The organism is Thioclava sp. F36-6 (genome assembly GCF_002020305.1).
In the GTDB taxonomy this organism is placed as follows: domain Bacteria; phylum Pseudomonadota; class Alphaproteobacteria; order Rhodobacterales; family Rhodobacteraceae; genus Thioclava; species Thioclava sediminum.
The window spans coordinates 983342-1008433 of sequence record NZ_MPZX01000001.1 but is presented as its reverse complement, the minus strand read 5'-3'; the positions used below and the strand labels follow the sequence as shown (position 1 = coordinate 1008433).

The window sequence follows — 25092 nt, the reverse complement described above, 5'->3', positions numbered from 1 at the left end:
AGGATCACTTTTCTCCGTCGTCGCTGACGCGGCTCTCGAGGATCTCGTCGATCAGACCCCAGGACTTCGCTTCTTCGGCGGACATGAAGTTGTCGCGCTCGAGACCGGCCTCGATCGTGTCGTAGTCGTTGCCGGTGTGCTTGACGTAGATTTCGTTCAAGCGACGCTTGAGTTTCTCGGTCTCGCGGGCGTGGATCATGATGTCGGTCGCCTGACCCTGATAGCCGCCCGAGGGCTGGTGCACCATGACGCGGCTGTTGGGCAGCGAGAAGCGCATGCCCTTTTCGCCCGCGGTCAGCAGCAGCGAGCCCATCGACGCCGCCTGCCCGATCACCAGGGTCGAGACCTTCGGCTTGATGTATTGCATCGTGTCGTAGATCGAGAGACCCGAGGTCACCACGCCGCCCGGCGAGTTGATATACATCGCGATCTCTTTTTTCGGGTTCTCGGCCTCGAGGAAGAGAAGCTGCGCGCAGATCAGGGTCGACATGCCGTCATGGACCGGCCCCGACAGGAAGATGATGCGCTCTTTTAGCAGGCGCGAGTAGATGTCGTAGGCACGCTCGCCGCGCGAGGTCTGCTCGACCACCATCGGCACCAGCGTGTTCATGTAAAACTCGTGGGGATCTTTCATCTCGGCCCTTCCTGGTCGTTCGACGCTGTTCATAGCGTGTGATCTTTACAGAAGTCTTAGTGACCGCATCGGGGACCTTCAAGGGCGCTGACCCCGCGCGAAGTGCTGCCGCGGCGCAAATATTGGCCGTGGGCGGGTGCGTGTTAATCGCATGGAAAGGGTCTGGACGTAGCGTGTCGGCGATTTTGCGGGAATGCGCCCGTGTGGAAAAATGAGGCGGACATGTCCAAATCCGAGGCTGGTGCAAGCGCCTGGCACACCGTGATGCTCAAATTGCTGATCCTGATCGCGGCGGCGGGGTTCGTGTTCGCGACGCTGATGACGCTGCTCACGATCAATTCGAACCATCGTCGCGCCAATGAAGCTGCGCGGGCACATCTCGACCAAATCCTGCCGATGCTCGGCGATTCGGTGACGGATGCGCTGATCACGGGGCGGATCGCGGATGCGACGCATGAGTTAGAAAACGTGCTCGCGGGCTCGGACGGTGCAGGCCAATCCGCAATCGCGCTCAACAGACGCGGCACGGTTATGGCCGATTCTGGCGCGCCCGATCCCGCGCTTATCGCTCTGGCGCAAAGCGCGCTTGAGGCCAACGACAGGGCGATCTCGGCAGATGGGCTGAGCGAGGCGATTCCGCTGCGCATCTCTCCGGAGGATCCGCCGATCGCCGCGATTGCCCTGCGCTGGAGTCCGGCCCCCGCCATCGCTCGCGCGCAGAAGGACATGGTGCGCAACCTCTCTTTCACCGCGATGATTTTCGCGGGCATTCTCGGCGGTGTGATGCTGGGCGTACGCTGGCTGATCACCCGCCCCCTCACCCGAGTGACGGAGGCGATGCGCTCCGTGGCCGGGGGACAGCTCGATACGGACATCCCCGCTACCGGTCGACGCGACGAAATCGGCGCGATCGCCCGCGCTCTGGGGACCTTCCAGTCCGAGCTCGCGACCGCCGAATCGCATAACCGTGCCGCACGGATGCATAGCGCCGCGCTCGAAAGCGCCACGGTCGCGATCATTCTTACCAACAACGACCACGTCATCACCTTCGCCAATGAGGCGGCCGCAGATTTGTTGCGTCCCTTCGCTGCAGAAATCCGCGCCCACAACCCGGACTTTGATCCCGACAAGCTCTTGGGAACGCGCGCGGATCGCATCTTGCCGGCCGGCACGACAACGGCTGCCGCCCTCGACAATGGCGCGCGCGACACGCTCACGCTCGAAGGGCGGATGCGCGCCGGATCGATTCTCGCCCTCGTCAGCCCCGTCATCGACGAGGCGGGGGAGAAGATCGGCCATGTCTCGCAATGGCGCAATATCACAGAAGAACAGCGAAATGCCTCTCTGATATCCGCGATCGACGCCAACCTGCTGCGGGTCGACCTGCGCCCTGACGTGACGATCGACACGGTCAACGACGCATTTGCCGAGGTCTTTGGCGCGCCCCGCGCAAAGATGGAGGGAATGTCCGTCGCCGGTCAGATCACCTTCGAAGGGCAACCAGTCTGCGAAATCCTCCAGCGCGCCCCCCAGCCCTTTGCGGGCATGCTCGTGCTGCGCTGCGCCGATGGCCGTCAGGCTTGGCTCGAAGGCTCGATCAATCCGATCCTCGATACGGACGGCAAGATGGTCATGTTCAGCGTTCTTGCGAGCGACCGAACGCAACAACATCTGGAAGCCGAAGCCCGGCGGGCCGAGCGAAGCGCGCTGATGGCCGCCCAACAGAACATCGTGGAGACGCTGAAATCGGCCTTGGCCGGGCTCTCCGCCGGGGATCTCATGGCCGAGATCACCACCGAATTCGAAGGCGACTACAAGGCTTTGCGCAACGATTTCAACAGTGCGATCGGTGATTTGCGGTGCGCGATGCGCAAGGTGCTCGACAATGCCGGATCGATCCGCATCGAGGCGCGGCAAATCTCGTCCAGCTCCGATGACATGGCGCGGCGCACTGAACGGCAGGCAGCCACGCTGGAAGAAACCGCTGCTGCGCTCAACGAGATCACCGCCTCTGTCGAGGCCGCCGCCCACGCCGCCGGTCGCGCCAACGACCTCGTCGAGACCGCCCGGCGCAGTGCCGAACAAAGCGGCCACGTCGTGTCAGAGGCCGTGCAGGCCATGTCGGAAATCGAGCAGAGCTCGGAGCAAATCAGTCGGATCACCAGCGTCATCGACGAGATCGCCTTCCAGACGAACCTGCTCGCCCTGAATGCCGGGGTGGAAGCCGCCCGCGCTGGCGAGGCCGGGCGCGGCTTCGCCGTCGTCGCCTCCGAGGTGCGCGCGCTCGCGCAACGTTCCTCGGATGCGGCGCGCGAAATCGCCGAACTGATCGCGAACTCTTCGGCGCAGGTGAAGCGCGGCGTCGGGCTCGTAGGCCAAGCGGGCGATGCGCTCGGCGGGATCCAGTCCTCCGTCTCCGATCTCCTCGCCTATGTCGCGGATAGTGCAAATGCGACGCAGGAGCAAAGCGCGGGCCTGACCGAAATCAACTCCGCCGTGACCCAGCTCGATCAGGTCACCCAACACAACGCGGCCATGTTCGAAGAAGCACTCGCCGCGAGCCAGGTCCTCGAACGCGAAGCGATGGAACTCGGCGCGGCAATGGGGCAATTCAAACTTGGCGAGGCCGCTCCGGATGAGGGGGCCGATAGTACATCGCCTGCAGAAAAAGTGGCTGCGGCAGAAACCTCCCCCGAAACATCCGGGCCCACAGCATCCGCGCCGCACCAATCAGCCCGCCCCAAATCGGCTCAGCAGGTCAGCGTGTCGGGCAACACCGCGCTGGCGGTGCCACCTCCGCCCACAGATGACGATTGGGAGGATTTTTAACCGACGAAGGAACTTGCAGAACGCATTGACGCGGGACGCCAATCAGGACGCGTTGGGATGGGGCACCGCAATCGCGGCCTCCGCCCGATCCGTCTCGCTTGCTCCTTGCGTCCCGGCCTCGCCCGCACGGAACCAAGCCCGGATGGCGGCGCGCTCCTGCGGCTCCATGTAGCTCAAATTCGCGGGGGGCATCGCATCGGTCAGCCCGGCTTGCACATAGATCTGCCGTGCGGCGGCGGCGATTTCGCGCGGCGTCTCCAGCTTGATGCCCTTCGGCGCGTGACCGATCCCTTCATAGCCGGGCTCATTCGCATGGCACATCGAACAGCGCCCCATGACGATCCCGCTCACCTCGTCGAAGCCAGGCGCCGCAGCGAAGCGTTGTTCGAAGGGAGTAAGCATCGCGCTGTCCTCCATATCCTCGCCGGCATCCGCTTTCGGAATCGAGGATAGCCAAACGATCGCGACGAACAGCGCCGCGGTCGCGCCCCAGGTCCACCACGGCTTGCCCTTATGGGCGTGATGGGTGTTGAAGAAATGCCGGATCGTCACGCCCATCAGGAACACCAGAGAGGCGATCAGCCAGTTATACGCGCTGGCAAAGGCCAGCGGATAATGGTTCGACAGCATCAGGAAGATGACCGGCAGCGTCAGGTAGTTGTTATGCGTCGAGCGCTGCTTGGCGATCTTGCCGTATTTCGGATCGGGCGTGCGCCCCGCCATGAGATCGGCGACCACGATCTTCTGGTTCGGAATGATGATCAGGAACACATTCGCGGTCATGATCGTTGCGGTGAAGGCGCCCAGATGCAGCAGCGCCGCACGGCCCGAGAAGACCTGCGTATAGCCCCAAGCCATCGCGACGAGAATGACGTAGAGGCCCAGCATCAGCCGCGTGTTGTTCTCGCCAAAGCTCGATTTGCAGATCAGATCGTAGAGGAGCCAACCCAGCGCGAGCGAGCCGATCGAGATCAGGATCGCCCCCCAGACCGGCAGCTCCATCACCCGCGGGTCGATCAGGTAGAACTGCGCCTGCGTCCAGTAGAGCACCACCATCATCGCAAAGCCCGAAAGCCACGTCATGTAGCTTTCCCATTTGAACCATGTCAGCCGGTCGGGCATCTGCGCGGGTGCGACGAGGTATTTCTGAATATGGTAAAAGCCGCCGCCATGGACCTGCCACGCCGCGCCATGCACCCCCTTGGGGGCGCCGGGCTCGGGCACCAGCCCCAGATCAAGCGCGATGAAATAGAAGGACGACCCGATCCACGCGATCGCGGTGATCACATGCAGCCAGCGCACCGCGAACTGCACCCATTCCAGAAAAAACGTGTAATCCATCCGTCATCCCTCGTTTTGCGCTCAGAGTTTCCCAAGCCACGCCCGAGCGCAAGCGATGGCGCGGCGGAACCGCCCGAATTTTGTCCGGATGCTCAAATCGCAAGCAGATGGAGGGCCCGCGGTCAGCTGCCGCGATAGGTCGAATAACCGTAAGGCGAGAGCAGAAGCGGCACGTGGTAATGCGCCCCGGCGTCATTCATGCCGAAGCGGATCGGGATTTCATCGAGGAACAGCGGCTCTGGCGCCCCCTGCCCGCTCGCCCGCAGATAGTCGCCTGCGGAGAAGACCAGCTCGAACTGGCCGGTGCGAAACCGCTCCACCGGCAGGATCGGCGAGTCGGTGCGCCCATCGGCATTCGTCACCATTTCGGCCAGCACCTCACGGTCGCCCCCGTTGAGCGCGAAGAGCGTGATCTTGAGCCCTTCCGCCGGGCATCCCCGTGCCGTGTCGAGCACATGGGTGGTCAGATATCCTGCCATCGCGTTCTCCTTCGCCAATCGTCGAGACCGCGATCACTATGCTTTCGGGTGAAACAAACCGCAAGATATCGTGCGCTCACCGGAAGTTGCTTAGTATTTCACATGCTTATGGTTGATCACCGCACAGCTGCCTCTAGGTGACATTACAGGTTCACGTAGCCGTCACATCCATGTCACGTCGAAAGGCGATGGGCAGCGCAGCAACGAGCGGAAGGACCCTATGGGCAACAACATACAGCCTGTGATTTTCCCGACTGTTTCCGCTCCGCTTCTCCGCGCAGGCGCCGGGTGCCTGCCCCTCCCTGCAGATCCACCGGAGATGTGACATGAGCCGATCGCGCCATCACAACAAACAACGCTACCGCAGCCTTTTCTTGTCGGATTTCCACCTCGGATCGCGGGGGTGCAGCCCCGGCCCGATCCTCGACTTCCTGCAAAGCGTGCAGGCCGACGCGATCTACCTCGTCGGCGATATCCTCGATCTCTGGCATGGCGGGCCCGTGCAATGGGGCGACATTCACGCCGAGATCATCGAGACCCTCGAAGCCCATGCCGAGGCCGGAACTCGCATCGTCTATCTGCCCGGCAACCACGACGCGGCTTTGCGCTCGCCGGGGATGAATTTCCTCAGCTTCGAGCTGACCGAGACGGCACTCCATGTCGGCGCGGACGGGCAGCGCTACCTCATCGTGCATGGCGATCAATGCGATGCGCGCATTCTCCGCTGGCACGCGATGACCCGTTTCGGGAGCCGGATGGACGCGCTGTTCCGCGGCATCGATGCCTGGCTGCGCCGCCGCCGCGACGTCTCCGAGACCGAGCGCACCTTGATCCAGCTCGCGATCGAAGGGATCAATCACCTGATCGCGCGCGGCTCGGGGTACGAGCATCGTCTGATCGCGATGGCCTCCGAGGCCGGGGTCGACGGGATCATCTGCGGCCACTCGCACAAGCCCGCGTTGCGCGATGTCGACGGGATGACCTACGCCAATTGCGGCGACTGGGTGGACAGCCTGACCGCCTTGGCCGAGGATAGTTCCGGCGCGTTGCAACTTCTTCAATGGGGCGCAGAGCCCGCAGCGGTCCCGGAGACCGGCACCCGCCCCGCAGTCGCAAAGGTTCGCGCATGACGATTGTTCTGCTGTCCCTTGCCGCCCTTCTGGGCCTCACCCTCACGGCGCATCTGCTTAGCGCTGCAATGACCGCATGGCGCGAATCCCGCCCGCCGAAGCCGGTGCCCGACGAGTTGCCCTTCATCGCGCTGATGCGCCCGGTCTGCGGGGTCGATCCGTTCGACGCGGAGACGCTCGGGTCTTCCTTCAACCTCGACTATCCGAATTACGAGGTGATCTTCTGCGCACCCTCCGAGCGCGATCCGGCCTGCGCACTGGTCCGTCGCCTGATCGAAGAGAACCCGCAGGTGCGCGCACGGCTTCTGACCGGGCTCGACGCGGTGTCGGGCAATCCGAAGCTGAACAATCTGCACAAGGGGCTGTCCGCGACCGAGGCGGAGTGGCTTGCGATGGCCGACAGCAATCTGCTCTTGCCGCGCGACTACCTGCAACGGCTGGTGGCGGAATGGCGGCCCGGCACGGGGCTCGTGTCCGCCCCGCCGGTGGCCGAGCGCCCGGGCAATCTCTGGGGCGCGGTGGAGGCCGCTTTCCTCAACACCAATCAGGCGCGCTGGCAGGTGGCGGCCGACATGATCGGGATGGGGTTCGCGCAGGGCAAATCGCTGTTCTGGCGGCGCGACATCCTGATGGCGGGCGGCGGTTTCGCGGCGCTCGGGCGCAACATGGCCGAAGACGTTGCCTCGACCAAGCTGGTGCGCCGTCAGGGCCTTAAGGTCCGGCTGACGCGGCACCTTTTCGCGCAACCGATCGGGATGCGCTCGGCCCGCGCGGTCTGGGACCGCCAGCTGCGCTGGTCCAAGGTGCGCCGCGACGGCTTCGTGATGATTTTCGCCGCCGAAATCGCGCAAGGTCCGTTCCTGCCCTTCCTCGCCGCGCTTGCTCTGGCGGCGTTGGGCGCGATGCCTTGGATCGCCCTGCCGCTTCTGGTGGCGCTATGGTACGGTGCCGAAGTGCTGCTGGCCCGGATCGCGGGCTGGCCCGCCTCGGCGCGCGACATAGCGGGCTTCGCGATCCGCGACGCGATGCTGCCCGCGCTGTGGCTGATGACATGGTTCGGGCGCGATTTCACCTGGCGCGGCAATGACATGACCCACCGGGACGTCGCCCGCAGCGATGCCCCCGTCACGGAGTAACCTGATGATCGGCCTTGAGACGATCTCCGTATTGATGGCGAAACACGGCCTCGCCGTGCTGGCGCCGATTGCGGTGCTCGAAGGGCCGATCGTGACGGTGATCGCGGCGTGGCTCGCCAGCCAGAACATGTTCTCGGTCTGGTCGGTCGCGATCATCGTGATCCTTGCCGATCTCGTCGGCGATCTGGGGCTCTATGCGCTTGGCCGATGGGGTCTAAACCGGATGCCCAAGAAGTGGCGCGACAAGCTGGGCCTCAGCCGCGCGCGGCTCGTGAGTGCGGCGCGGCACTTCCAGAACAAAGGGGTCAAGACGCTGGTCTTCGGCAAGCTGACCCATTCGGCGGGCGCGCCGGTGCTGGTCGCAGCCGGGGTCGCGCGGATGAATTTCTGGGTCTTCATGCTGACCAACCTGATCGCGACGATCCCGAAATCGCTGGCCTTCGTGGCGCTCGGCTATTGGCTCGGCTCGCATATCGGGAAGATCGACAGCTGGCTTTCGAAAGGTTCGCTGATCCTGCTGGTCGTGATCATTCTTGGTGGCACGATCTGGTTCTTTCGCCGCAAGAGGTCGCACACATGACGACGATCACCTGCATTCTGCCCGCCTATAACGAGGCCCCGCGGATCGGCGCGGTGCTGGAGCGTGTGCTGGACCATCGCCAGATCGCCGAGGTGATCGTGATCGACGACGGCTCGAGCGATGGCACCGCCGAGATCGCCGAGGGGTATCGCGACGCCCATCCGCATCTGCGGGTGCTGCGCCAGACGGAGAACGGCGGGAAAACCGCGGCCGTGGCAGCCGGGATCGCGGAGGCCGCAGGCAGCCATCTGCTGCTGCTCGACAGCGATCTGCTGGGGCTGACCCATGCCGATCTGGGCGCGCTGATCGCGCCGGTGGCGAATGGGGAGGCCGATGTCACGATCAGCCTGCGCCGCAACGCGCCGCGCATCTGGCGTGTGATCGGGCTCGATTACATCTCGGGCGAGCGGGTGATCCCGCGCGAGATGCTGAGCGAACGGCTGGACGCGCTCAACGCCCTGCCCCGCTTCGGGCTAGAAGTCTTCATGAACCGGCTGTGGATCGCAGAGCGCGCCCGGATCGCCGTCGTCTCCTGGCCCGGCGTCGACAGCCCGATGAAATCCGCGAAGCTCGGCAACTGGCGCGCAGGCGTCGCCGCCGACGCACGCATGATCCGCGATATCTTCCGCACCATCGCGCCGCATCGCGCGCTCGGCCAGATCGTAGCCATGCGCAGTCTGCGGGTTCGCGGCGAGGCGCAGGCTTTACCGCGCAAGTGGTTGGAACGTATACCTCGCTGAACGGTTCGGTTCACGACAGATCAGCGGAGGTTTCATGTCACAGCACGCGCGCGTCGTTATCATCGGCTCTGGCTCGGCCGGACTGTCTGCCCTGCGCGAAGTGCGCCATGCGACCGATGACTTCCTGATCGTCAACGACGGCCATTGGGGCACGACCTGCGCCGAAAGCGGCTGCATGCCCTCCAAGGCGCTGATCGAAGCCGCCAACGCCTTCCACCGCCGCCACGATTTCGAGGCCTTCGGGATTTCCGGCGCCGAGGCGCTGCACATCGACGTGCCTGCCGTGATGACACGGATGAAACGGATGCGCGACGGGTTCACTAAATCCCCGCGCAAGGTCCCCAAAGCCCTTGGCGACAAGGCGATCTCGGGCCGCGCGACTCTCCTCGGTCCGAACCGGATCGAGATCGAAGGCCATGGCGAGGTGACCGCCGATGCGATCATCCTCGCGACGGGCTCGTCGCCGGTGCTGCCGGGGCCTTGGAAGACCTTTGGCGAGCGTATCCTGACCACCGACACGCTATTCACTCTCGACGATCTGCCCAAGCGGATCGCGGTGATCGGCATGGGCGCGATCGGCGTGGAGCTGGCACAGGCGATGGCCCGGATGGGGATCGAGGTCGCGGGTTTCGATGCGCTGGAAAGCGTCGCCGGCATGACCGACCCGGAGGTCGCAGCGGTCTTGCGCGACGCCATCGCGGCGGAGCTGCCGCTGCATCTGGGCGCGCCTGCGGAGATTTCCGAAGGCAACGCAGGCAGCCTCATCGTGAAAGGCGCAGACGGCGCGGAATTCGAGGCCGATGCCGTGCTCGCCGCGATGGGACGCCGCCCCAATATCGCGGGGCTCGGGCTGGAGACGCTGGGCGTGCCGCTCGACGATCACGGGATGCCCGAGGTCGACGCCACCACTACCCGGATCGGCGATCTGCCGGTCTTTCTGACAGGCGACGCGAATGCCATTCGTCCGATTTTGCACGAGGCCTCGGACGAAGGGCATATCGCGGGGCGCAACGCCGTAGCCGACGCCCCGCGATGCTATAGCCGCCGGACCTCGATGGCCATCGCCTTCAGCGCGCCCAATGCGGTGCGCGTGGGGCAGAGCTTCAAGGATCTGGACGGGCAGGACATTCTGATCGGCAGCGCGGATTTCGCGACGCAATCGCGCGCCCGGCTGGCCGAAGAGGCGTATGGCATGCTCCGCGTCTATGCCGAGCCCGAAACCGGCAAGCTGCTGGGCTGCGAGATGGCGCTGCCCGAGGGCGAGCATTTCGCGCATCTTTTCGGCCTCGCGATCCAGTCGGGCATGAGCGTTTTCGACATGCTGGCGATGCCCTTCTATCACCCGGTGATGGAGGAAGGGCTGCGCAGCGCGCTGCGCGAAATTTCCAAGCAGCTTCCCGAGGAAGACCGGTCGGACCTCTCCGATTGCCCCGAGAAAGGGCATCCGGCACTCGACTAAAGGGCTGCGATCTCGGCCACGCGCGCGGCGTTGTCGGGCGCGGTGGTGCCGTCCGCCATCACCAGCGAGTTCTCGAACCCGACCCGCGCCTTGCCGCCCTTGGCGAGCGCATTGCGAAGGCAGTCGGTCTCGCCCGAGCCGAAGGCGCAAATCGCCCAGTCGGGGGTAATCGCCTCGGCCTGCATCCAGTCGAGGAACGGATCGAGCATCGCGGGCGTCGAGACCTGCCCCGCAACATAGCGACCCATCACGAAGATCAGTTGCAGCCCGGGATCGCGCAGCAGGCGATCCGGCAGTACATGCACCAGCGCCTCGGCATCCTCGCGGGAATAGAGGATATGTTGGATCGCGATCCCACGTTCCGCTGCCTCTTCGTAAAACCGTATTGCCTGCAATTCGTGGTCGCGCAGCATCTCGCGCGCCGAGACCGAGACCATCTGCGCGCCCGAGTTCAACGCGACATAGCGCTGATGCCCCGGTTCGTAGCGCCCTGCGGCCTCGGTGGTGATCTGGATCGCCATCTGGCCCAGAAGCGGGCGCAGATGAGCCAGCGCCTCGGCATAGGCGCCACTATCGAGCAGATGCCCGCCCGCGTCGTCGCGCAGATGCAGATGCAGCGCCCCTGCCCCGGCGTCGCGGCAGGCCAGCGCGGTCTGCGCAATCTCGTCCAAGGTGATCGGCAGCGCCGGGTGATCGGTCTTCGTCTTGGTCGCCCCGTTCGGCGCGACCATGATATGCGGCAGGCTCACCCGAGAACCTCGCGGATCGCGGTGCCGAGCTTGTCCACCAATTCCCCGATCTGGTCGTCGGTGATGATGAAGGGCGGCGCGAGCAGGATGTGGTCGCCGCGCTGGCCGTCGATCGTGCCCCCCATCGGATAGCAGACGAGCCCGGCCTCGAAAGCCGCCGCCTTGAGCTTCTTGTTGATTGCCTTGGCCGGGTCCATCGGCTCTTTCGTGGCACGGTCGGCCACGATTTCCAGCCCGCGGAACATGCCGCGCCCGCGGATGTCGCCGATATGCGGATGCTGACCGAAGGCCTCGCGCAGCGCCGCGTCGAGCACTTCGCCCTGCTGCGCCGCCCGCGCGACCAGTCCGCCCTCGGTCAGCTTCTTGACCACGGCATCGCCCGCGGCGGTCGCGGTCGGGTGGCCGATATAGGTGTGGCCGTGCTGGAAGAAGCCCGAGCCGTTGAAGAAGGCGTCGTAAATCTCGGAGGTGCAGAGCGCCGCCCCGATGGGCTGGTAGCCCGCACCGAGCCCCTTCGCGATGGTGACGATATCGGGCGCGATCCCATCCTGCTCGCAGGCGAACAGCGTGCCGGTCCGGCCCATCCCGCACATCACCTCGTCGAGGATCAGCAGGATGCCGTATTGGTCGCAGATCTCGCGGATGCGCTTGAAATAGCCCTTCACCGGCGGCACCGCGCCCATCGTGGCGCCGACGACCGGCTCGGCGATGAAGCCGATCACGTTCTCCGCCCCGAGGCGCTGAATCTCGGCCTCCAGCTCATTGGCGACGCGCAGACCGTATTCCTCGGCGGTCTCGCCTTCCTCGCGCCAGCGGTATTCATGCACGGGTGCTATGTGGCTCACGTCGATCAGCAGCGGGTTGAACTTCTCCCGGCGCCACGCATTGCCGCCAGCGGCCAGCGCGCCCAGCGTGTTGCCGTGATAGGACTGGCGGCGCGCGATGAAATGCGACCGGCTCGGCTCGCCCTTCTCGACGAAATACTGCCGCGCCATCTTCAGCGCGCTCTCCACCGCCTCCGATCCCCCGGACGTGAAATAGACGCGATCCAAGCTCCCCGGCGCGTGAGCGATGAGGCGATCTGCCAGCCGTTCGGCGGGTTCGGAGGTGAAGAAACTCGTGTGCGCGAAGGCGATATTGTCGATCTGAGCCTTGATCGCCGCAGTCACGTCAGCGTCAGAGTGACCGAGGCAGGACACCGCCGCGCCCCCGGACCCATCGAGATATCGCTTCCCGTTGGCATCGAGAATGTAGATACCGTCGCCCTTTACCGCCAAGGGCGGATTGGACTTCGTGTGGCGGGGGAATACGTGACTCATATCGGTCCCTCCTTCGGGACAAGAATGCGTGAGGATCGCTGATTACCCCATGAAACATATGTTTTACGCATTGACAATATATGAAACAATTGAAACGGTCACCTCAACGCGATAACTGGTGATGGAACCTGGGGAGGAGCATTGTCCGGCAGTTTCGAACAGCGATTGGCTGCGCAATATGGCAACCTTTCCGCGCGCTTGCGTGAGGCGGGAGACTATATCGCAGACAACCCGGTGAGCATCGCCACCCGTTCGCTGCGCACGCTGGCGAGCGAATCGAACCTTGCACCCGCGACCTTCACCCGCCTCGCCCATGCGCTCGAATACGAGAATTTCGAAGAGCTGCGCGAGACCATGCGCGACCAGATCGGTCGCCGTGTCTCCCCCTTCGCAGACCGCGCCGATCGGCTGCAGAAGGATGCCGTCGATCCGCAGAGCAGCTTCCTCAACCGTTATGCCGCGGCGACGCAGGACAATATCGCAGCCCTGACCGCCGCGATCGAGCCGGGACGCCTTGAGGCCGTGGCCGACAAGCTCGCCGCCGCGCGCCGGGTGGTGCTTCTGGGTGCGCTCGGTTCGACGGGGATCGCGGAATACACCGCCTATATCGCCAATTTCCTCGGCGATAACTGGGAGCTGGGCGCACGGGCGGGCTCGTCGCTGGGCGCCACGCTTGCCGGGCTCGATGAGCGCGACGCGGTTCTGGTGATCACCAAGCCGCCCTTCGCGCGCTCCACCATCCGCAGCGCGATCCATGCCCATGAACAGGGCGCCTATGTCGCACTGATTACCGACAGTCGCAGCTGTCCGGCGCTGCACGCGGCCGATGAGACCTTCATCGTGCCCACCGACAGCCCGCATTTCTACACGAGTTACGTCGCCACGCTGTTCTTGCTCGAAGCAATTCTGGCGCTGGTGGCGAAGCGCGCGGGACCCCGCGCAACCGAACGGATCGCCGAGGTCGAACGGCGCAACAGGCTTCTCGACGAAGTCTATGCGCGCTGACCGAAGCGGACCGTATCTTTGAACCGAGACCCAAAAACGACCAACGGGAGTTACTCAATGAAAAAGTTCTTCAAACTCGGGGCCATCGCGGCCGTCGCCGGTGCGCTGTTCGCGCCCGCGGCGAACGCAGCCGACGAGACCTTCATCACCATCGGGACCGGCGGTGTGACCGGCGTTTACTACCCGACCGGTGGCGCGATCTGCCGCCTGATGAACAAGAGCCACAAAGAAACCGGCGTGCGTTGCTCGGTCGAATCCACCGGCGGTTCGGTCTACAACATCAACACCATCCGTTCGGGCGAGCTGGACTTCGGCATCGCCCAGTCGGACTGGCAGTACCACGCCTACAAGGGCGACTCGAAGTTCTCCGATCAGGGTCCGTTCGAGAAGCTGCGCGCCGTGTTCTCGATCCACCCCGAGCCCTTCACCGTCGTCGCGCGTGCCGATAGCGGCATCAAGAACTTCGCCGACCTCAAGGGCAAGCGCGTGAACATCGGCAACCCCGGTTCGGGTCAGCGCGGCACGATGGAAGTGCTGATGGACGCGATGGGCTGGAAAACCTCGGACTTCGCGCTCGCAACCGAGCTGAAGGCCGCCGAGCAGTCGAAAGCGCTCTGCGACAACCAGATCGACGCGATGGTCTACACCGTAGGTCACCCCTCCGGTTCGATCCAGGAAGCCACCACCTCGTGCGACGCGACCCTCGTCAACGTGACGGGTGACGCGGTCGACAAGCTGGTCGCCGACAACCCCTACTACGCGAAAGCCACCATTCCGGGCGGCATGTATCGCGGCAACCCCGACGACACGCAGACCTTCGGTGTGCGCGCGACCCTCGTGACCTCGGCCGATGAGCCCGATGATGTCGTCTACGCTCTGGTGAAGTCGGTCTTCGACAACTTCGACGAGTTCAAGAAGCTGCACCCGGCTTTCGCGCATCTGACGCCGGAAGAGATGGTCACCAAGGGCATCTCCGCTCCGATCCATCCGGGCGCTCTGAAGTACTATAAGGAGCAGGGCTGGATTAAATAAGCCCTGCGTATAACTGGGCGGGCGCGCTTGCGTGCCCGCCTTTTTTAGTTTCAGCTTTAAGATCATGCCGGAACAGGCGGACGGCCCTGTGGGCCGCTAGGGGGAACGATGGCGGAAAATCGCGCCTTGAACGAACAGGAATTACAGGAGCTCGTCCAAGCTTCTGACAGCGGGGCACGCAGCCCCAAGGGATGGGTCGGGCTCATGGTCGCCGTTGTGGCGCTGAGCTGGTCGATCTTCCAGGTGCTTCTGGCCTCGCCCATCGGGCCGTATGTGCTGCCGGGCGACCTGATCAACAACGCCCGCCAGATCCATCTGGCCTATGCCATCTTCCTCTCGGCGATGGCCTATCCGCTGTTCAAATCCTCACCCAAGGACCATGTGCCGTGGTATGACTGGATCCTCGCGGTGGGCGGTGCGCTGCTCTCGATGTACGGCTATTTCTTCTACCAGAAGATCGTCGACAATGGCGGGCTCGCGGATATGCAGGACGCCTATATCTCGGTCCTCGGCATCATCTTCCTCTTCATCGCAGCCTATCGCACGCTCGGGCCGATCATGGTCCTGCTGGCGATCGTGTTCCTGTGCTACGTCTTCTTCGGCTCGTCCGAGTTCTTCCCCGAACAGATCCGCTGGGCCGGCGCGAGCCTTCGCAAGGCCATGTCGCATATGTGGATCACCTCCGAGGGGGTATTCGGCATCGCGCTTGGCGTCTCGACCAAGTTCGTCTTTCTCTTCGTGTTGTTCGGCGCGCTTCTCGAGAAAGCGGGCGCGGGCAACTACTTCATCCAGATGGCCTTCGGCGCGCTCGGCCACCTGCGTGGCGGCCCGGCAAAAGCCGCCGTCGTGGGCTCTGCCGCGACCGGCCTGATCTCGGGCTCGTCGATCGCGAACGTGGTCACCACCGGCACCTTCACCATTCCGCTGATGAAGCGCGTGGGCTTCTCGGCAGAGAAGGCAGGCTCGGTCGAGGTGGCCTCTTCGGTCAACGGCCAGATCATGCCCCCGGTGATGGGTGCCGCCGCCTTCCTGATGGTGGAATATGTCGGCATCTCCTATCTGGAGGTCATCAAACACGCCTTCATCCCGGCGATCATCTCCTACATCGCACTGTTCTACATCGTGCATCTGGAGGCGGTGAAAAACCGGATGCCGACGATCGGCGACCGCGTGGTCTCGGTCTGGCGTACCGCCTTTGGCATGTTCGCCTTCTTCGCGGGCTTCGCGGCCCTGTGCTACGCAACGCAATTCCCCGTGCGCCTCATCACTTCGATGGTGCCCGAGGGCGCGGCCTGGGTTCTCGCACTGCTCGTCGTCGTGGTCTATCTCGGGCTCGTCTGGGTCGCTGCGAAAGCCCCCGATCTGGAGCCGGACGATCCGAATTCGGAGATCGTGAAGCTTCCCGAGATCAAGGACATCTACAAGGCGGGCCTCTACTACCTGCTGCCGATCGTCGTGCTGGTCTATTTCCTGATGATCGAGCGCAAGTCGCCGGGCCTGTCGGCCTTCTGGGCCTCGTTCCTGCTGTTCTTCATCCTGCTCACGCAGAAACCGCTCAAGGCGATGTTCCGCGGCGAGAGTGCGCCCATGAGCCGCTTCCGTGAAGGCGTTCTCGACCTGATCGGCGGCATGATCGATGGCGCGCGCAACATGATCGGGATCGGTCTGGCCACGGCCACCGCCGGGATCATCGTGGGCACCGTCTCGCTGACCGGGATCGGTCAGGTCATGGCCGATTTCGTCGAGTTCCTCTCGGGCGGCAACCTGATCCTGATGCTGATCTTCGTGGCGATCCTGTCGCTGATCCTCGGGATGGGCCTGCCGACCACGGCGAACTACATCGTCGTCAGCTCGCTGATGGTGGGCGTGGTCGTCCATCTGGGCGCGCAATCGGGCCTCGTGGTGCCGCTGATCGCGGTCCACCTGTTCGTGTTCTACTTCGGCATCATGGCCGATGTGACGCCACCGGTGGGGCTAGCCTCCTTCGCGGCGGCGGCGGTCTCTGGCGGCGATGCGATCAAGACGGGCTTCACCGCCTTCTTCTATTCGCTGCGCACAGTCGCCCTGCCCTTCGTGTTCATCTTCAACACGGACCTGCTGCTGATCGACGTGACCTGGTATCAAGCAATCTTCGTCTTCATCGTGGCGACGATCGGCATCCTCGTGTTCACCGCAGGCACGATGGGCTGGTTCATCACCCGTTCGAAAATCTGGGAGACGGTGGCGCTGCTGCTGATCGCGTTCACCCTGTTCCGTCCCGGCTATTTCATGAACATGATCGAGCCGCCCTATAACGAGGTGCCGCCTGCCAATATCACGCAGCGTCTCGACAAGGCGCCGGTCGGTCGCGAGTTGCGGCTGGTCTTCTCGGGGCCCGATTACACGACGGGCGATCCGAAGGACATGACGGTGCTGGTCAAGGTGCCCGAGGGCGCGACGGGTCAGGACCGGCTCGACAAGCTCGGCCTGAGCTTCACCGAGACGGACGGCAAGATGGTCGCGGACGAGCCGATGTTCGGCACGGAGCTGCAGACCAAACTGCAGGGCTTCGACTTCTACGGCGACAATCCCGTCACCCTGTCCAACGTGAAGGTGCCGAACGATCAGCTTCCGAAAGAGCTGATGTTCATCCCCGCCTTCGCCCTTCTCGCGCTCATCGCTTTCCTGCAAAATCGGCGCAAGGAAGACGATGACGCAGCCTTTGCTGAAGGAGAGCCGGCATGACCAATACCATTCTCTGCGCGATCGACATGAACCGCCCCAAGACCGAGCGCAAAGTGCTCGAATGGGCGGCGCGGCTGGCCAAGATGGAAGACGCCCAGCTCGACGTGATCACCGTGGTGCCCGATTACGGCTCGGCGGTGGTCGGGGCCTTCTTCTCGGACGATCACACCGCGAAAGCGAAGGAGCATGCGCGCGAGCTGCTGCATGACTTCGTCGCCGAGGTGGTCGGGCCCGAGGTGAACGCGAAGGTGCGCCACATCGTGGGCGTCGGCACCGCCTATCACGAGATCCTGTCGCTGGCCGAAAAGGACGGCGCGGACATGATCGTGCTCGGGGCGCATCGCCCCGATCTCAGCGATTACCTGCTCGGTCCGAACGCCGCGCGGGTCGTGCGACACTCGAATTGCTGCGTCTTCGTCGTGCGCTAAGCACGCGACCGACGCCGAAAGCTAAGGGCGCGCCCGGACGATGGGCGCGCCCTTTTTCTATCGGAGCCCGGATCAGGCGGCCCCGGAACAGGCTGCCCTAGATCAGGCGGCGGTGTGCAACTGGCGCGGGGCCGACTGAGCTGCGATCACACAGGCTTCGGCCATTTCACGACGCCGCTGCGTGGAATATTCCGCAGGCATCCGCAGCGCCGCGTATTGGCGCCCATCCTCGTCGTTGCGATAGGTCGGGCCCATCCGGCTCACATCGTAGCCAAGCTGGCGCAGCGCGCGCATCAGGGCGAGCGAGGAGAGGCAGATCAACTCGTCCGCGCCGCGCTCCTTCGCGCGCTCCACCAGCCCGTCGACGATGAGCCGCAGACAGGTCGAGCGTTCCGCCTGCGTGGTGAGCGCGTCGGAAATCACGAGCCGCGTGCATTCCCAGACCCTCTCGCTCGCGATTTCGGTCGGCAGGATTTCCGGCGGGATATGCGGCAGTTTCCCCAGATGCGCGTCGCGCAGCATGTAGGTATTGCCGCCCCAGATCGCCGCGGTCGACATGACCCTTGCCCCGCCCACCACCTGCCCGTCTTTCAGCACGAGCGAGTAATGCGCCAGAGGCGTATCGTATTGATCCATTTCTACTTCGTCATTATGCGGCACGTCCCAACCGAGCGTGTCGACGAAGACCTCCTTGCGCAGGCGCAGGAAGTCGTAAAAAGCGGTGCCGAAGCGGTGAAGTTGCGAGAATTCGAAAGTGCAGTTTTGCATTGGAGCCTCCTTCTGGATAGCTCCATCGAAACCACGAATTTGTGAAAAATTCACTCTTTTAGGTTGTATAAACCTAGATCAGTCGCCTTGAAGTCGCGATTGCGAGCATTTCAATCGCATTCCGCGCCCCCAGTTTTCGGCTCGCAGAAGACAGCCGCGCTTTCACGCCGCTTTCGGAAATTGCGAGTTCCGCGGCGATCTGTTTGATCAAAAGCCCGTCGGCGCGGAAGCGGATCGCCTCGATTTCGGCATCCGTGAGCGAGCGCTGCGAGGCGTCGACATGCAAGGCCTTGAGCATATCGAAAGCTTCATGAAGCTCGGCATCGGTGAAATCGCGATCCGACCGGAACAGGACCGCGTGGCTGCGGCGCCCGGCATCGCTTGGCGTGTTGTAAGAGATCGTGGCGGCGTAGGTCAGCCCCATCCGTCGAGCCATGCCGACGACGTCTCGGGGATCGTCCTTCAGGTCGACCCAGCGCACGTAACCGACATTGTGGTAGACCCAGTGCATCGAAGGGTCCTGCACGACCAGTCCATGCTGGGTGTACATGTCGACCCAGTCGCTGTTCAAACGGTTGAGTTCGGCTTCGGGAAATGCATATCCAACCCTGAGCGCGAGGTAAAACCCGGCCGGGGCGATTTCATTCAATCGCTTTTCGCAATCCCTCAGTTCCATATTCTGATGGTCAATTCACTTGCACTCACTGCGGTCGCAGCCTACCGTCGCACGCGTCGCTGCAGCCTTGTACCAACAACCTAAAGACGAATTCCCGTGATGGAAACAGCAAACCGCAAGGAAATCGCCAGCCTGCTAGAGGACCTCGGGCAAACCTGCGACACCGGTTTCGCATTTGCCCTGCATATCCGCTTCACCCGCCCGAACATCCTGTATCGCACATATCCCGAGCCGTGGATCGACGAATATAGCGAAAAGGGCATGATGATGGACGACCCTGTCGTCCTGTGGGGCTTGCAGCATGTGGGTATCGTGCGGTGGGAAGATCTTGACGACCCCAAGGGGGTTCTGAAAGGTGCGAAATCCCACGGACTTTATAATGGCCTGACCTGCGCAGTGCTGGAGAACGGCTCGCGCTCGATTTCGGGGTTCACCCGGTCCAGCGCCCCCTTCTCCGAGGACGAAGCGCAGGACCTGCTTGAGAAGACCCGGCGCCTGCACAACCTGACGGCGGGCCTGTCGGACCTCTGAGAAAAGGCGCTTTTGCCCTTCTCTCGGCTCGATTGTCCAAGTCGAATCAAGGGATAGGCGCGAAGACGAGAAGTCGAACCGGCAGCGCCGAACTCAACCTTAGCGTGCAAACTTCATCTATCGGAAGGTCGATTTTTTTCGGCCTTCCGAATTTCGGTCGAAATGCTTTGCTTTCGCTTGATCGGCCCGAAAATCGCCCCCTACCCTTTTGAAATATCTGTAATCGGGATCGACGGGCCTGGTCCGGCCCAGAGCGATTAAGTTGACCTCAAACCGGACTGGGCAGTCGTTGCCGTTCTTCTGTGGGGGGAGAACATGACGCATCTGCCACGTTTCGAGACGCAAGATATCTCTTGGGCGCCGCCGCGCCGGCATAAAGGGCAGCTGCGCTGTCTCGTTGCCGGAGGGGCCGGGTTTCTGGGGTCGCATCTGTGCGACCGGCTGATCGAGGCCGGTCACTCGGTGATCTGCATCGACAACCTGCTGACCGGGCGGACAAAGAACATCGCCCATCTGATGGGGCATCCCGATTTCACCTTCCTCAGGCATGACGTCATCGCTCCGCTGCAGATGCATGGCGAGATCGATCGGATCTACAATCTCGCCTGCGCGGCCTCGCCGCCGAAATATCAGCTCGATCCGCTGCACACGTTCCAGACCTGCGTCGCTGGGTCGATGAACCTTCTCAGCCTGGCCGAGCGGACCGGCGCACGCATCCTGCAAGCCTCGACCTCCGAGGTCTATGGCGACCCGGACATCTCGCCCCAGCGCGAAGACTATCGCGGCCGGGTGAACACCACCGGGCCCCGCGCCTGCTACGACGAAGGCAAACGCGCGGCAGAGACGCTGTTCCATGACCTTCAGGCCTGTCGCGGCATCGACACCCGCATCGCGCGGATTTTCAACACCTACGGGCCGCGGATGGACCCCGAGGATGGGCGCGTGATCTCGAATTTCGTGACGCGAGCGATCCGCGGCACGCCGCTTGAACTCTATGGCGGCGGCACGCAGACGCGCTCGCTGTGCTATGTCGACGATCTGATCAGCGGCCTGGTCGCTCTGATGGAAAGCGAGACGGTCGGCCACGAGCCGGTCAATCTGGGCAATCCGGGCGAATATACCGTCGCCGAGCTGGCCCATATCGTGCGCGACATGTGCGAGAGCCGGGCGCCGCTCGTCGTATCGGATCTGCCGCTCGACGATCCGATGCAACGCTGCCCCGACATCACCCGCGCCGAGACCCGGCTGGGCTGGCGTCCGGAGATCGCGCTGCGCAGCGGCCTCGTGCCGACCATCGCCTATTTCCGGGCGGAGATAGCGGGCGTTGAAACCGCAACCGCCCCGATAACCGCAACGGCCGCCGAATGATCCAGCGCCCCGACATACGCGCTGCGATCGAGGCCGGACACCTCGCGCCCATCCTCACACCGAGGCAGGCACTGCGCTATCGGGTGCTGTTTGCGCTGTGGATGCTCGCGACGGTCTATTTCTGGAGCTGGTGGCTGACACCGTCGCATATCCTTGCGACGGTTCCCTATTTGATACTCACGGGTGTGCTGATCTGGCTTCTGGCAATGCAGATCTACTTCTTCGTGATCTTCCTGCAGGCGGTCCGCCCCTCGTCGCCCCTTCCGGAGCCGGGTCGGTGGCGCGTCGCGATGATCACGACGAAAACTCCGTCCGAACCCTTTTCGGTCGTTCGTCGGACATTGGAGGCGATGCTCGCGCAGGACTATCCGCATGACACGTGGCTCGCCGACGAGGCGCCCTCGCCCGAGACGCGCGCATGGTGCAAGATCCACGGCGTGAAGATCTCCAGCCGCCACGGCATCGCGGACTACCACCGGCAGGAATGGCCGCGGCGGACCCGCTGCAAGGAAGGTAACCTCGCCTATTTCTACGACCACTGGGGCTATCGCGATTATGACATCGTAAGCCAGCTGGACGCCGATCACGTCCCGCAACCGGGATACCTGCGCGAAATGTTGCGCCCCTTCGCCGATGAGGCGGTGGGGTATGTCAGTGCGCCGTCGATCTGTGCGTCCAATGCCAAGGAAAGCTGGGCCGCGCGCACGCGGCTCTATTTCGAAGCAGCCTTCCACGGAGTTTTTCAAGCGGGCTACACTGCAGTATTCGCGCCGATGTGCATCGGCTCTCATTACGCTGTGCGCACCTCCGCGCTGAAGGAAGCTGGCGGTCTTGGTCCCGAACTCGCGGAAGATCACTCGACCACGCTCCTGATGAACGCGGCGGGCTGGCGCGGCGTTCACGCGATAGATGCGATTGCGATCGGCGATGGCCCGGCGACTGTGACCGACCTGATCACGCAGGAGTTCCAGTGGTCGCGCTCGCTGCTGAGCCTGCTTCTGCGCTACATGCCGGACTATGTCGGCAAGATGCCGTGGCGGCTGAAGTTCCTCTTCGTGCTCTGCCAAAGCTGGTATGTCTTCTTCGCGCTCTCGATGTCGATGATGTATGTCGCCCCGATCATCGCCATCAGCTTCGACATGCGCTTTGCCGACGTGACCTATCCCGCCTTTATCGGACATGTGCTGCCCGCAGGCACGGTGACGCTGATATTCGCCTTCATGCTGCGGCGCGATCAGTTCTTCCGTCCGCACGACGCCAAGATCATCGCGTGGGAGAAAGCACTCTTCGTGATGATGCAATGGCCTTGGGTGCTCTGGGGATGCGTGATGGCCGTCTATGACCGGCTGTCGGGCAAGTTCGTCGATTTCCGGATCACGCCGAAAGGCGAAGCGGCCTCGACGATGCTGCCGGAGCGGATCATCGCCGTTTACGGTGGACTGGCTCTGGGGGCCTTGCTGCCGGTTCTTCTGGTGGACAACGTCATCGAGGCGCGCGGGTTTTACCTCCTCTCCATGTTCAACGCCGCGTTCTATTTCGTCTTGCTGAGTGTGATCTTCGGCGCGCGTGCGCGCCGCGTTCAGATCGATTGGCGCGGCTGGCCGCGCGATATGGCGGTTCAGATGGGCACGCTGAGCGTCATCGTCTCGCTCAGCTTCGGAGCCCTTTGGCTCCGCGGCGGCGAAAGCGTCTACGCGCTCATGATCGGGCTGAAATCGGTTCAGCTCGCAAAGGTCGAATACATCGTCTCGGGGGCCGGCATGGGCGCTCCGGGACAAGCGAAGTTCCACGTCAAACCGAGCTGGAAGTGACGGGGCTTCGCACTGAAAAGGAGGAGACTGACATGGCTAATGATTTGATGACCCGTCGCGAGATGATGGCCGGTGCCGCGGCGTTGGGACTGACAGTATCGGCGCGGCCGGCGTTCGCTGCGGATGTCAGCGTGCCGCCCGGCTCCTTGCCGTTCGGGGTCTATGATCCCGATGGTGACTTTGCGGATCTTTCGGGCGTGGTGATCGAGCACCTGTTCCTGCCCTGGGAGGACGTTTTCCTTCCCTCGCTGAACGACGCCGACAGCTACGCGCTCGAACGAAACCGCGCGCTTCTGGTGACACTGGAGCCCTGGACATGGTCGCGCTCGGAGCGCAACACGGCGCAATATCTGCGCCGCGGCATCGAGCGGGGCGAATACGACGCCAACATGATCGCGGTGGCCGATGTGCTGGCGACGCTGCAAAGCCCGGTCACGCTGCGCTTCGCTCATGAGATGGACGATAAATCCGGCCAGTTCATCTGGTCGGACTGGAACCCCGACGACTACATCGCGGCCTATCGCCGGATGACCGACGTCGCCCGCGACCGGGCGCCGAAGATCAACCTGATGTGGTCGCCGCTGGGCGACGAGAACATGGGCGACTATTACCCGGGTGACGACTACGCCGATATCGTGGGCCTCACGGTCTTCGGGCTGCAGGCTTGGGACCAGGCCAAGTTCGGGCGCGATCAGACCTTCGACGACATCTTCGCGCCTCGCTACGCGCGGGCTGCAACCTATGGCAAACCGGTGGCAGTGGCCGAGCTCGGCTATGTCGGAAACCAGTCCTATGTCTCGATGTGGCGCGACCGGGTGCGTCAGGAATTGCCGGACTATCCGAGCCTCGTCGGTGTCAGTTACTTCAACCAGCGCGAGGTTTACCCGTGGCCCGAAGGCTTCGGCGCGCCGGATTGGCGAATCAAGAACCAAGTTCTGACCTGAGCCACCATAGGTAGTGGCGATTTTTCGCCTACAACACCACTGCTAGACAAGACATTGAAGCTGCGCGGGAATTTCTCTCGCGCAGCCTCTTTGCATTTCGCCACAAATCCGCCTGCTTCCCGCCACGTCACCTACCAACTTGACCCGTAGGCTGAGATCGACCAATCCTGCTGGCACGAGGACGCAATCGGCCCTCTTCCGCGCAGACGGGAGGGGTCAGACCGCAACGTGAGCAGACAGGATTACAGTTCCGATGACGTTTTTATCCGTGAAAGCGGCCCGCCTTGTCGTGGCCGGCCTGATCTTTGCAGCCCCGCTGAGCAGCGCCCATGCGCAACAAGCTGGCATGCTGGACCTCAAACCGATCCGTGTTTCCGCCAAAAGCACCGCCGGTCAGGGCGGCGCAAAATTTGACTGGCTCGCCGGGCGTACCAGCAAAGCGCAAGCCACGCCGCGCGTCGTGCAGACCAGGTTCATCGGCAAGGGCAAATGGATTTGTTCGCCCGCAGGCTTCGGCAAGAAAGCAAGCTGCTTCCAGCGCTGAACGCCGCCCCTGCGCTTTAAGTGATGGCCCTGCCGCGACAGGGCCACGTCACGCTCATTCGGCGGGGAAGCCCACGGTGCAGTCGATCCCGGCGGGCAGCTTGCCCTCGGGATTGGGCAGCGCGAGGCGCACCCCGAACGTGTCCGACGCCGCATCGAAAACCTTGTCGACGACGCTCACCGTTGCGTCATACTCGCCGCCCACGGGCGCTGCGGGATAGACCTTCAACACCTGATCCTTCTTGACGCGGTCATACATCGACGTCGGCAGGAAGACCTCGACATGCAGCGGATCGATCTGCGCGAGCTGCGCGATCGGCGCTTGCGAATAGACATATTCGCCCGGCCCCATCATCCGCGTGATCACCAGCCCGTCGATCGGCGAGCGGATCTCACGCCGCGCCAGCTGCGCCTCCACCCTCTGCAGATCGAGTTTCGCCAAATGTTGGTCCATTTGGGCCGAGCGCAGCTCCAACTGGGCCACTTCGGCATTGGTCTGGGCCTCCTGCACCTGCGCATCGGCCATCACGTTGCGCTTGCCCATCTCGGTCGCACGGTCGGCGGCCTTTTGCAGCAGCGCGACTTTGGAACGCGCGATGTCGATCGGCCCCTCATCCTGCGCACGCTCCTTGGCATAGGTCAGCTGCGCCTCTTCGGCCTTGGATTCCAGCTTCGCGATCGGGTCGCCCTTCGTCACCGTATCCCCGCGCGAGACGAAGACCTGATCGATCACCCCGTCCACCGCCGAGCCGATCTCGAGCACCTGCCCCGGATCGATCAGGCAATCGAAGCGCTCCTGATCCTGCGCGAGCGCCGCGCCGGGACCGAGGGCGAGAAGGAGGGTGATGGAAGTAAGCCGCATGGGT

At 63.5% G+C, this 25092-nt stretch carries 23 protein-coding genes; 15 read left to right on the top strand and 8 right to left on the bottom strand.

The window, feature by feature from the left end:
• Window positions 1–4: 4 nt before the first annotated feature.
• Window positions 5–634, bottom strand: coding sequence for an ATP-dependent Clp protease proteolytic subunit (locus BMI88_RS04570; RefSeq protein ID WP_078519545.1), 630 nt, complete (start codon window positions 632–634; stop codon window positions 5–7).
• A gap of 222 nt (window positions 635–856) precedes the next feature.
• Between BMI88_RS04570 and BMI88_RS04565 the strand changes: the two genes are divergently transcribed.
• Window positions 857–3463, top strand: a complete 2607-nt coding sequence (locus BMI88_RS04565) for a methyl-accepting chemotaxis protein (RefSeq protein WP_078546435.1) — start codon at window positions 857–859, stop codon at window positions 3461–3463.
• 42 nt (window positions 3464–3505) lie between these two features.
• On the opposite strand, the gene BMI88_RS04560 is transcribed toward BMI88_RS04565, so the two are convergent.
• Together BMI88_RS04560 and uraH are read right to left on the bottom strand one after the other, a co-directional pair.
• Window positions 3506–4804, bottom strand: coding sequence for a urate hydroxylase PuuD (locus BMI88_RS04560; protein WP_078546433.1), 1299 nt, complete (start codon window positions 4802–4804; stop codon window positions 3506–3508).
• 122 nt (window positions 4805–4926) lie between these two features.
• Window positions 4927–5283, bottom strand: a complete 357-nt coding sequence (gene uraH / locus BMI88_RS04555) for a hydroxyisourate hydrolase (protein WP_078546431.1) — start codon at window positions 5281–5283, stop codon at window positions 4927–4929.
• A 326-nt stretch (window positions 5284–5609) separates the two neighbouring features.
• Here uraH and BMI88_RS04550 point away from each other — a divergent pair, with 326 nt between their 5' ends.
• Genes BMI88_RS04550 through BMI88_RS04530 form a run of 5 tightly spaced genes read left to right on the top strand, consistent with a single transcriptional unit; the run spans window position 5610 to window position 10328 of the window.
• Window positions 5610–6413 carry a UDP-2,3-diacylglucosamine diphosphatase gene (locus BMI88_RS04550; protein WP_078546429.1) on the top strand — a complete coding sequence of 268 codons (804 nt, stop codon included), beginning with the start codon at window positions 5610–5612 and terminating at the stop codon, window positions 6411–6413.
• The gene (locus BMI88_RS04545) at window positions 6410–7549 is read left to right on the top strand and encodes a ceramide glucosyltransferase (RefSeq protein WP_146673470.1); all 1140 of its coding nucleotides are present in this window, start codon (window positions 6410–6412) and stop codon (window positions 7547–7549) included. Before BMI88_RS04550 ends, BMI88_RS04545 begins: the two co-directional genes overlap by 4 nt.
• Window positions 7550–7553: 4 nt before the next feature.
• A complete protein-coding gene (locus tag BMI88_RS04540) occupies window positions 7554–8129 on the top strand; it encodes a VTT domain-containing protein (protein WP_078546427.1) in 576 nt (191 codons plus the stop codon).
• Window positions 8126–8869 carry a glycosyltransferase gene (locus BMI88_RS04535; protein ID WP_078546425.1) on the top strand — a complete coding sequence of 248 codons (744 nt, stop codon included), beginning with the start codon at window positions 8126–8128 and terminating at the stop codon, window positions 8867–8869. Before BMI88_RS04540 ends, BMI88_RS04535 begins: the two co-directional genes overlap by 4 nt.
• Before the next feature lie 34 nt (window positions 8870–8903).
• Window positions 8904–10328 (top strand): dihydrolipoyl dehydrogenase, encoded by a 1425-nt coding sequence (locus BMI88_RS04530; protein WP_078546423.1) that lies wholly within the window; start codon window positions 8904–8906, stop codon window positions 10326–10328.
• Here the strand turns inward: BMI88_RS04530 and BMI88_RS04525 are convergent.
• Both BMI88_RS04525 and BMI88_RS04520 read right to left on the bottom strand, forming a co-directional pair.
• The gene (locus BMI88_RS04525) at window positions 10325–11077 is read right to left on the bottom strand and encodes a 3-keto-5-aminohexanoate cleavage protein (protein WP_078546421.1); all 753 of its coding nucleotides are present in this window, start codon (window positions 11075–11077) and stop codon (window positions 10325–10327) included. The two genes, BMI88_RS04530 and BMI88_RS04525, sit on opposite strands and share 4 nt — an antisense overlap.
• On the bottom strand, window positions 11074–12396 hold the full coding sequence (locus tag BMI88_RS04520; protein WP_078546419.1) for an aspartate aminotransferase family protein: 1323 nt from the start codon (window positions 12394–12396) through the stop codon (window positions 11074–11076). Before BMI88_RS04520 ends, BMI88_RS04525 begins: the two co-directional genes overlap by 4 nt.
• A 141-nt stretch (window positions 12397–12537) precedes the next feature.
• Between BMI88_RS04520 and BMI88_RS04515 the strand changes: the two genes are divergently transcribed.
• From BMI88_RS04515 to BMI88_RS04500, 4 genes are all read left to right on the top strand, one after another.
• Window positions 12538–13401: a MurR/RpiR family transcriptional regulator gene (locus BMI88_RS04515; RefSeq protein WP_232621726.1), complete on the top strand. Its 864-nt coding sequence runs from the start codon at window positions 12538–12540 to the stop codon at window positions 13399–13401.
• 57 nt (window positions 13402–13458) lie between these two features.
• Window positions 13459–14433 (top strand): TAXI family TRAP transporter solute-binding subunit, encoded by a 975-nt coding sequence (locus tag BMI88_RS04510; RefSeq protein WP_078519556.1) that lies wholly within the window; start codon window positions 13459–13461, stop codon window positions 14431–14433.
• Between the two features lie 108 nt (window positions 14434–14541).
• A complete protein-coding gene (locus BMI88_RS04505) occupies window positions 14542–17157 on the top strand; it encodes a TRAP transporter permease (protein WP_108722302.1) in 2616 nt (871 codons plus the stop codon).
• Window positions 17154–17585 (top strand): universal stress protein, encoded by a 432-nt coding sequence (locus BMI88_RS04500; RefSeq protein ID WP_075776036.1) that lies wholly within the window; start codon window positions 17154–17156, stop codon window positions 17583–17585. The genes BMI88_RS04505 and BMI88_RS04500 overlap by 4 nt, the downstream gene beginning before the upstream one ends.
• Window positions 17586–17687: 102 nt before the next feature.
• Here BMI88_RS04500 and BMI88_RS04495 read toward each other — a convergent pair whose 3' ends face one another.
• Both BMI88_RS04495 and BMI88_RS04490 read right to left on the bottom strand, forming a co-directional pair.
• On the bottom strand, window positions 17688–18353 hold the full coding sequence (locus tag BMI88_RS04495; protein WP_078546415.1) for an acyl-homoserine-lactone synthase: 666 nt from the start codon (window positions 18351–18353) through the stop codon (window positions 17688–17690).
• A 73-nt stretch (window positions 18354–18426) separates the two neighbouring features.
• Complete coding sequence (locus BMI88_RS04490; protein ID WP_168173940.1) at window positions 18427–19002, bottom strand: LuxR C-terminal-related transcriptional regulator; 576 nt, start codon at window positions 19000–19002, stop codon at window positions 18427–18429.
• A gap of 126 nt (window positions 19003–19128) precedes the next feature.
• Between BMI88_RS04490 and BMI88_RS04485 the strand changes: the two genes are divergently transcribed.
• The 5 genes from BMI88_RS04485 to BMI88_RS04465 all read left to right on the top strand — a co-directional run bounded on the left by BMI88_RS04485 (window position 19129) and on the right by BMI88_RS04465 (window position 24227).
• Window positions 19129–19560, top strand: coding sequence for an autoinducer binding domain-containing protein (locus BMI88_RS04485; RefSeq protein WP_078546411.1), 432 nt, complete (start codon window positions 19129–19131; stop codon window positions 19558–19560).
• A gap of 315 nt (window positions 19561–19875) precedes the next feature.
• Complete coding sequence (locus BMI88_RS04480; RefSeq protein ID WP_078546410.1) at window positions 19876–20928, top strand: UDP-glucuronic acid decarboxylase family protein; 1053 nt, start codon at window positions 19876–19878, stop codon at window positions 20926–20928.
• 101 nt (window positions 20929–21029) lie between these two features.
• The gene (locus BMI88_RS04475) at window positions 21030–22739 is read left to right on the top strand and encodes a glycosyltransferase (protein ID WP_246831838.1); all 1710 of its coding nucleotides are present in this window, start codon (window positions 21030–21032) and stop codon (window positions 22737–22739) included.
• Window positions 22740–22771: 32 nt separating this feature from the next.
• A complete protein-coding gene (locus BMI88_RS04470; protein ID WP_108722301.1) occupies window positions 22772–23683 on the top strand; it encodes a glycosyl hydrolase in 912 nt (303 codons plus the stop codon).
• A gap of 268 nt (window positions 23684–23951) precedes the next feature.
• On the top strand, window positions 23952–24227 hold the full coding sequence (locus BMI88_RS04465) for a hypothetical protein (RefSeq protein ID WP_143593777.1): 276 nt from the start codon (window positions 23952–23954) through the stop codon (window positions 24225–24227).
• 54 nt (window positions 24228–24281) lie between these two features.
• Here the strand turns inward: BMI88_RS04465 and BMI88_RS04460 are convergent, their stop codons facing one another.
• The gene (locus BMI88_RS04460) at window positions 24282–25088 is read right to left on the bottom strand and encodes an efflux RND transporter periplasmic adaptor subunit (protein WP_078546406.1); all 807 of its coding nucleotides are present in this window, start codon (window positions 25086–25088) and stop codon (window positions 24282–24284) included.
• Window positions 25089–25092: the final 4 nt, after the last annotated feature.

Coding starts and splice junctions, on each gene's coding strand:
- BMI88_RS04570 (WP_078519545.1), bottom strand. CDS start 634: ATGAAAGATCCCCACGAGTTTTACATGAACACGCTGGTGCCGATGGTG.
- BMI88_RS04565 (WP_078546435.1), top strand. CDS start 857: ATGTCCAAATCCGAGGCTGGTGCAAGCGCCTGGCACACCGTGATGCTC.
- BMI88_RS04560 (WP_078546433.1), bottom strand. CDS start 4,804: ATGGATTACACGTTTTTTCTGGAATGGGTGCAGTTCGCGGTGCGCTGG.
- uraH (WP_078546431.1), bottom strand. CDS start 5,283: ATGGCAGGATATCTGACCACCCATGTGCTCGACACGGCACGGGGATGC.
- BMI88_RS04550 (WP_078546429.1), top strand. CDS start 5,610: ATGAGCCGATCGCGCCATCACAACAAACAACGCTACCGCAGCCTTTTC.
- BMI88_RS04545 (WP_146673470.1), top strand. CDS start 6,410: ATGACGATTGTTCTGCTGTCCCTTGCCGCCCTTCTGGGCCTCACCCTC.
- BMI88_RS04540 (WP_078546427.1), top strand. CDS start 7,554: ATGATCGGCCTTGAGACGATCTCCGTATTGATGGCGAAACACGGCCTC.
- BMI88_RS04535 (WP_078546425.1), top strand. CDS start 8,126: ATGACGACGATCACCTGCATTCTGCCCGCCTATAACGAGGCCCCGCGG.
- BMI88_RS04530 (WP_078546423.1), top strand. CDS start 8,904: ATGTCACAGCACGCGCGCGTCGTTATCATCGGCTCTGGCTCGGCCGGA.
- BMI88_RS04520 (WP_078546419.1), bottom strand. CDS start 12,396: ATGAGTCACGTATTCCCCCGCCACACGAAGTCCAATCCGCCCTTGGCG.
- BMI88_RS04510 (WP_078519556.1), top strand. CDS start 13,459: ATGAAAAAGTTCTTCAAACTCGGGGCCATCGCGGCCGTCGCCGGTGCG.
- BMI88_RS04505 (WP_108722302.1), top strand. CDS start 14,542: ATGGCGGAAAATCGCGCCTTGAACGAACAGGAATTACAGGAGCTCGTC.
- BMI88_RS04500 (WP_075776036.1), top strand. CDS start 17,154: ATGACCAATACCATTCTCTGCGCGATCGACATGAACCGCCCCAAGACC.
- BMI88_RS04495 (WP_078546415.1), bottom strand. CDS start 18,353: ATGCAAAACTGCACTTTCGAATTCTCGCAACTTCACCGCTTCGGCACC.
- BMI88_RS04485 (WP_078546411.1), top strand. CDS start 19,129: ATGGAAACAGCAAACCGCAAGGAAATCGCCAGCCTGCTAGAGGACCTC.
- BMI88_RS04480 (WP_078546410.1), top strand. CDS start 19,876: ATGACGCATCTGCCACGTTTCGAGACGCAAGATATCTCTTGGGCGCCG.
- BMI88_RS04475 (WP_246831838.1), top strand. CDS start 21,030: ATGCTCGCGACGGTCTATTTCTGGAGCTGGTGGCTGACACCGTCGCAT.
- BMI88_RS04470 (WP_108722301.1), top strand. CDS start 22,772: ATGGCTAATGATTTGATGACCCGTCGCGAGATGATGGCCGGTGCCGCG.
- BMI88_RS04460 (WP_078546406.1), bottom strand. CDS start 25,088: ATGCGGCTTACTTCCATCACCCTCCTTCTCGCCCTCGGTCCCGGCGCG.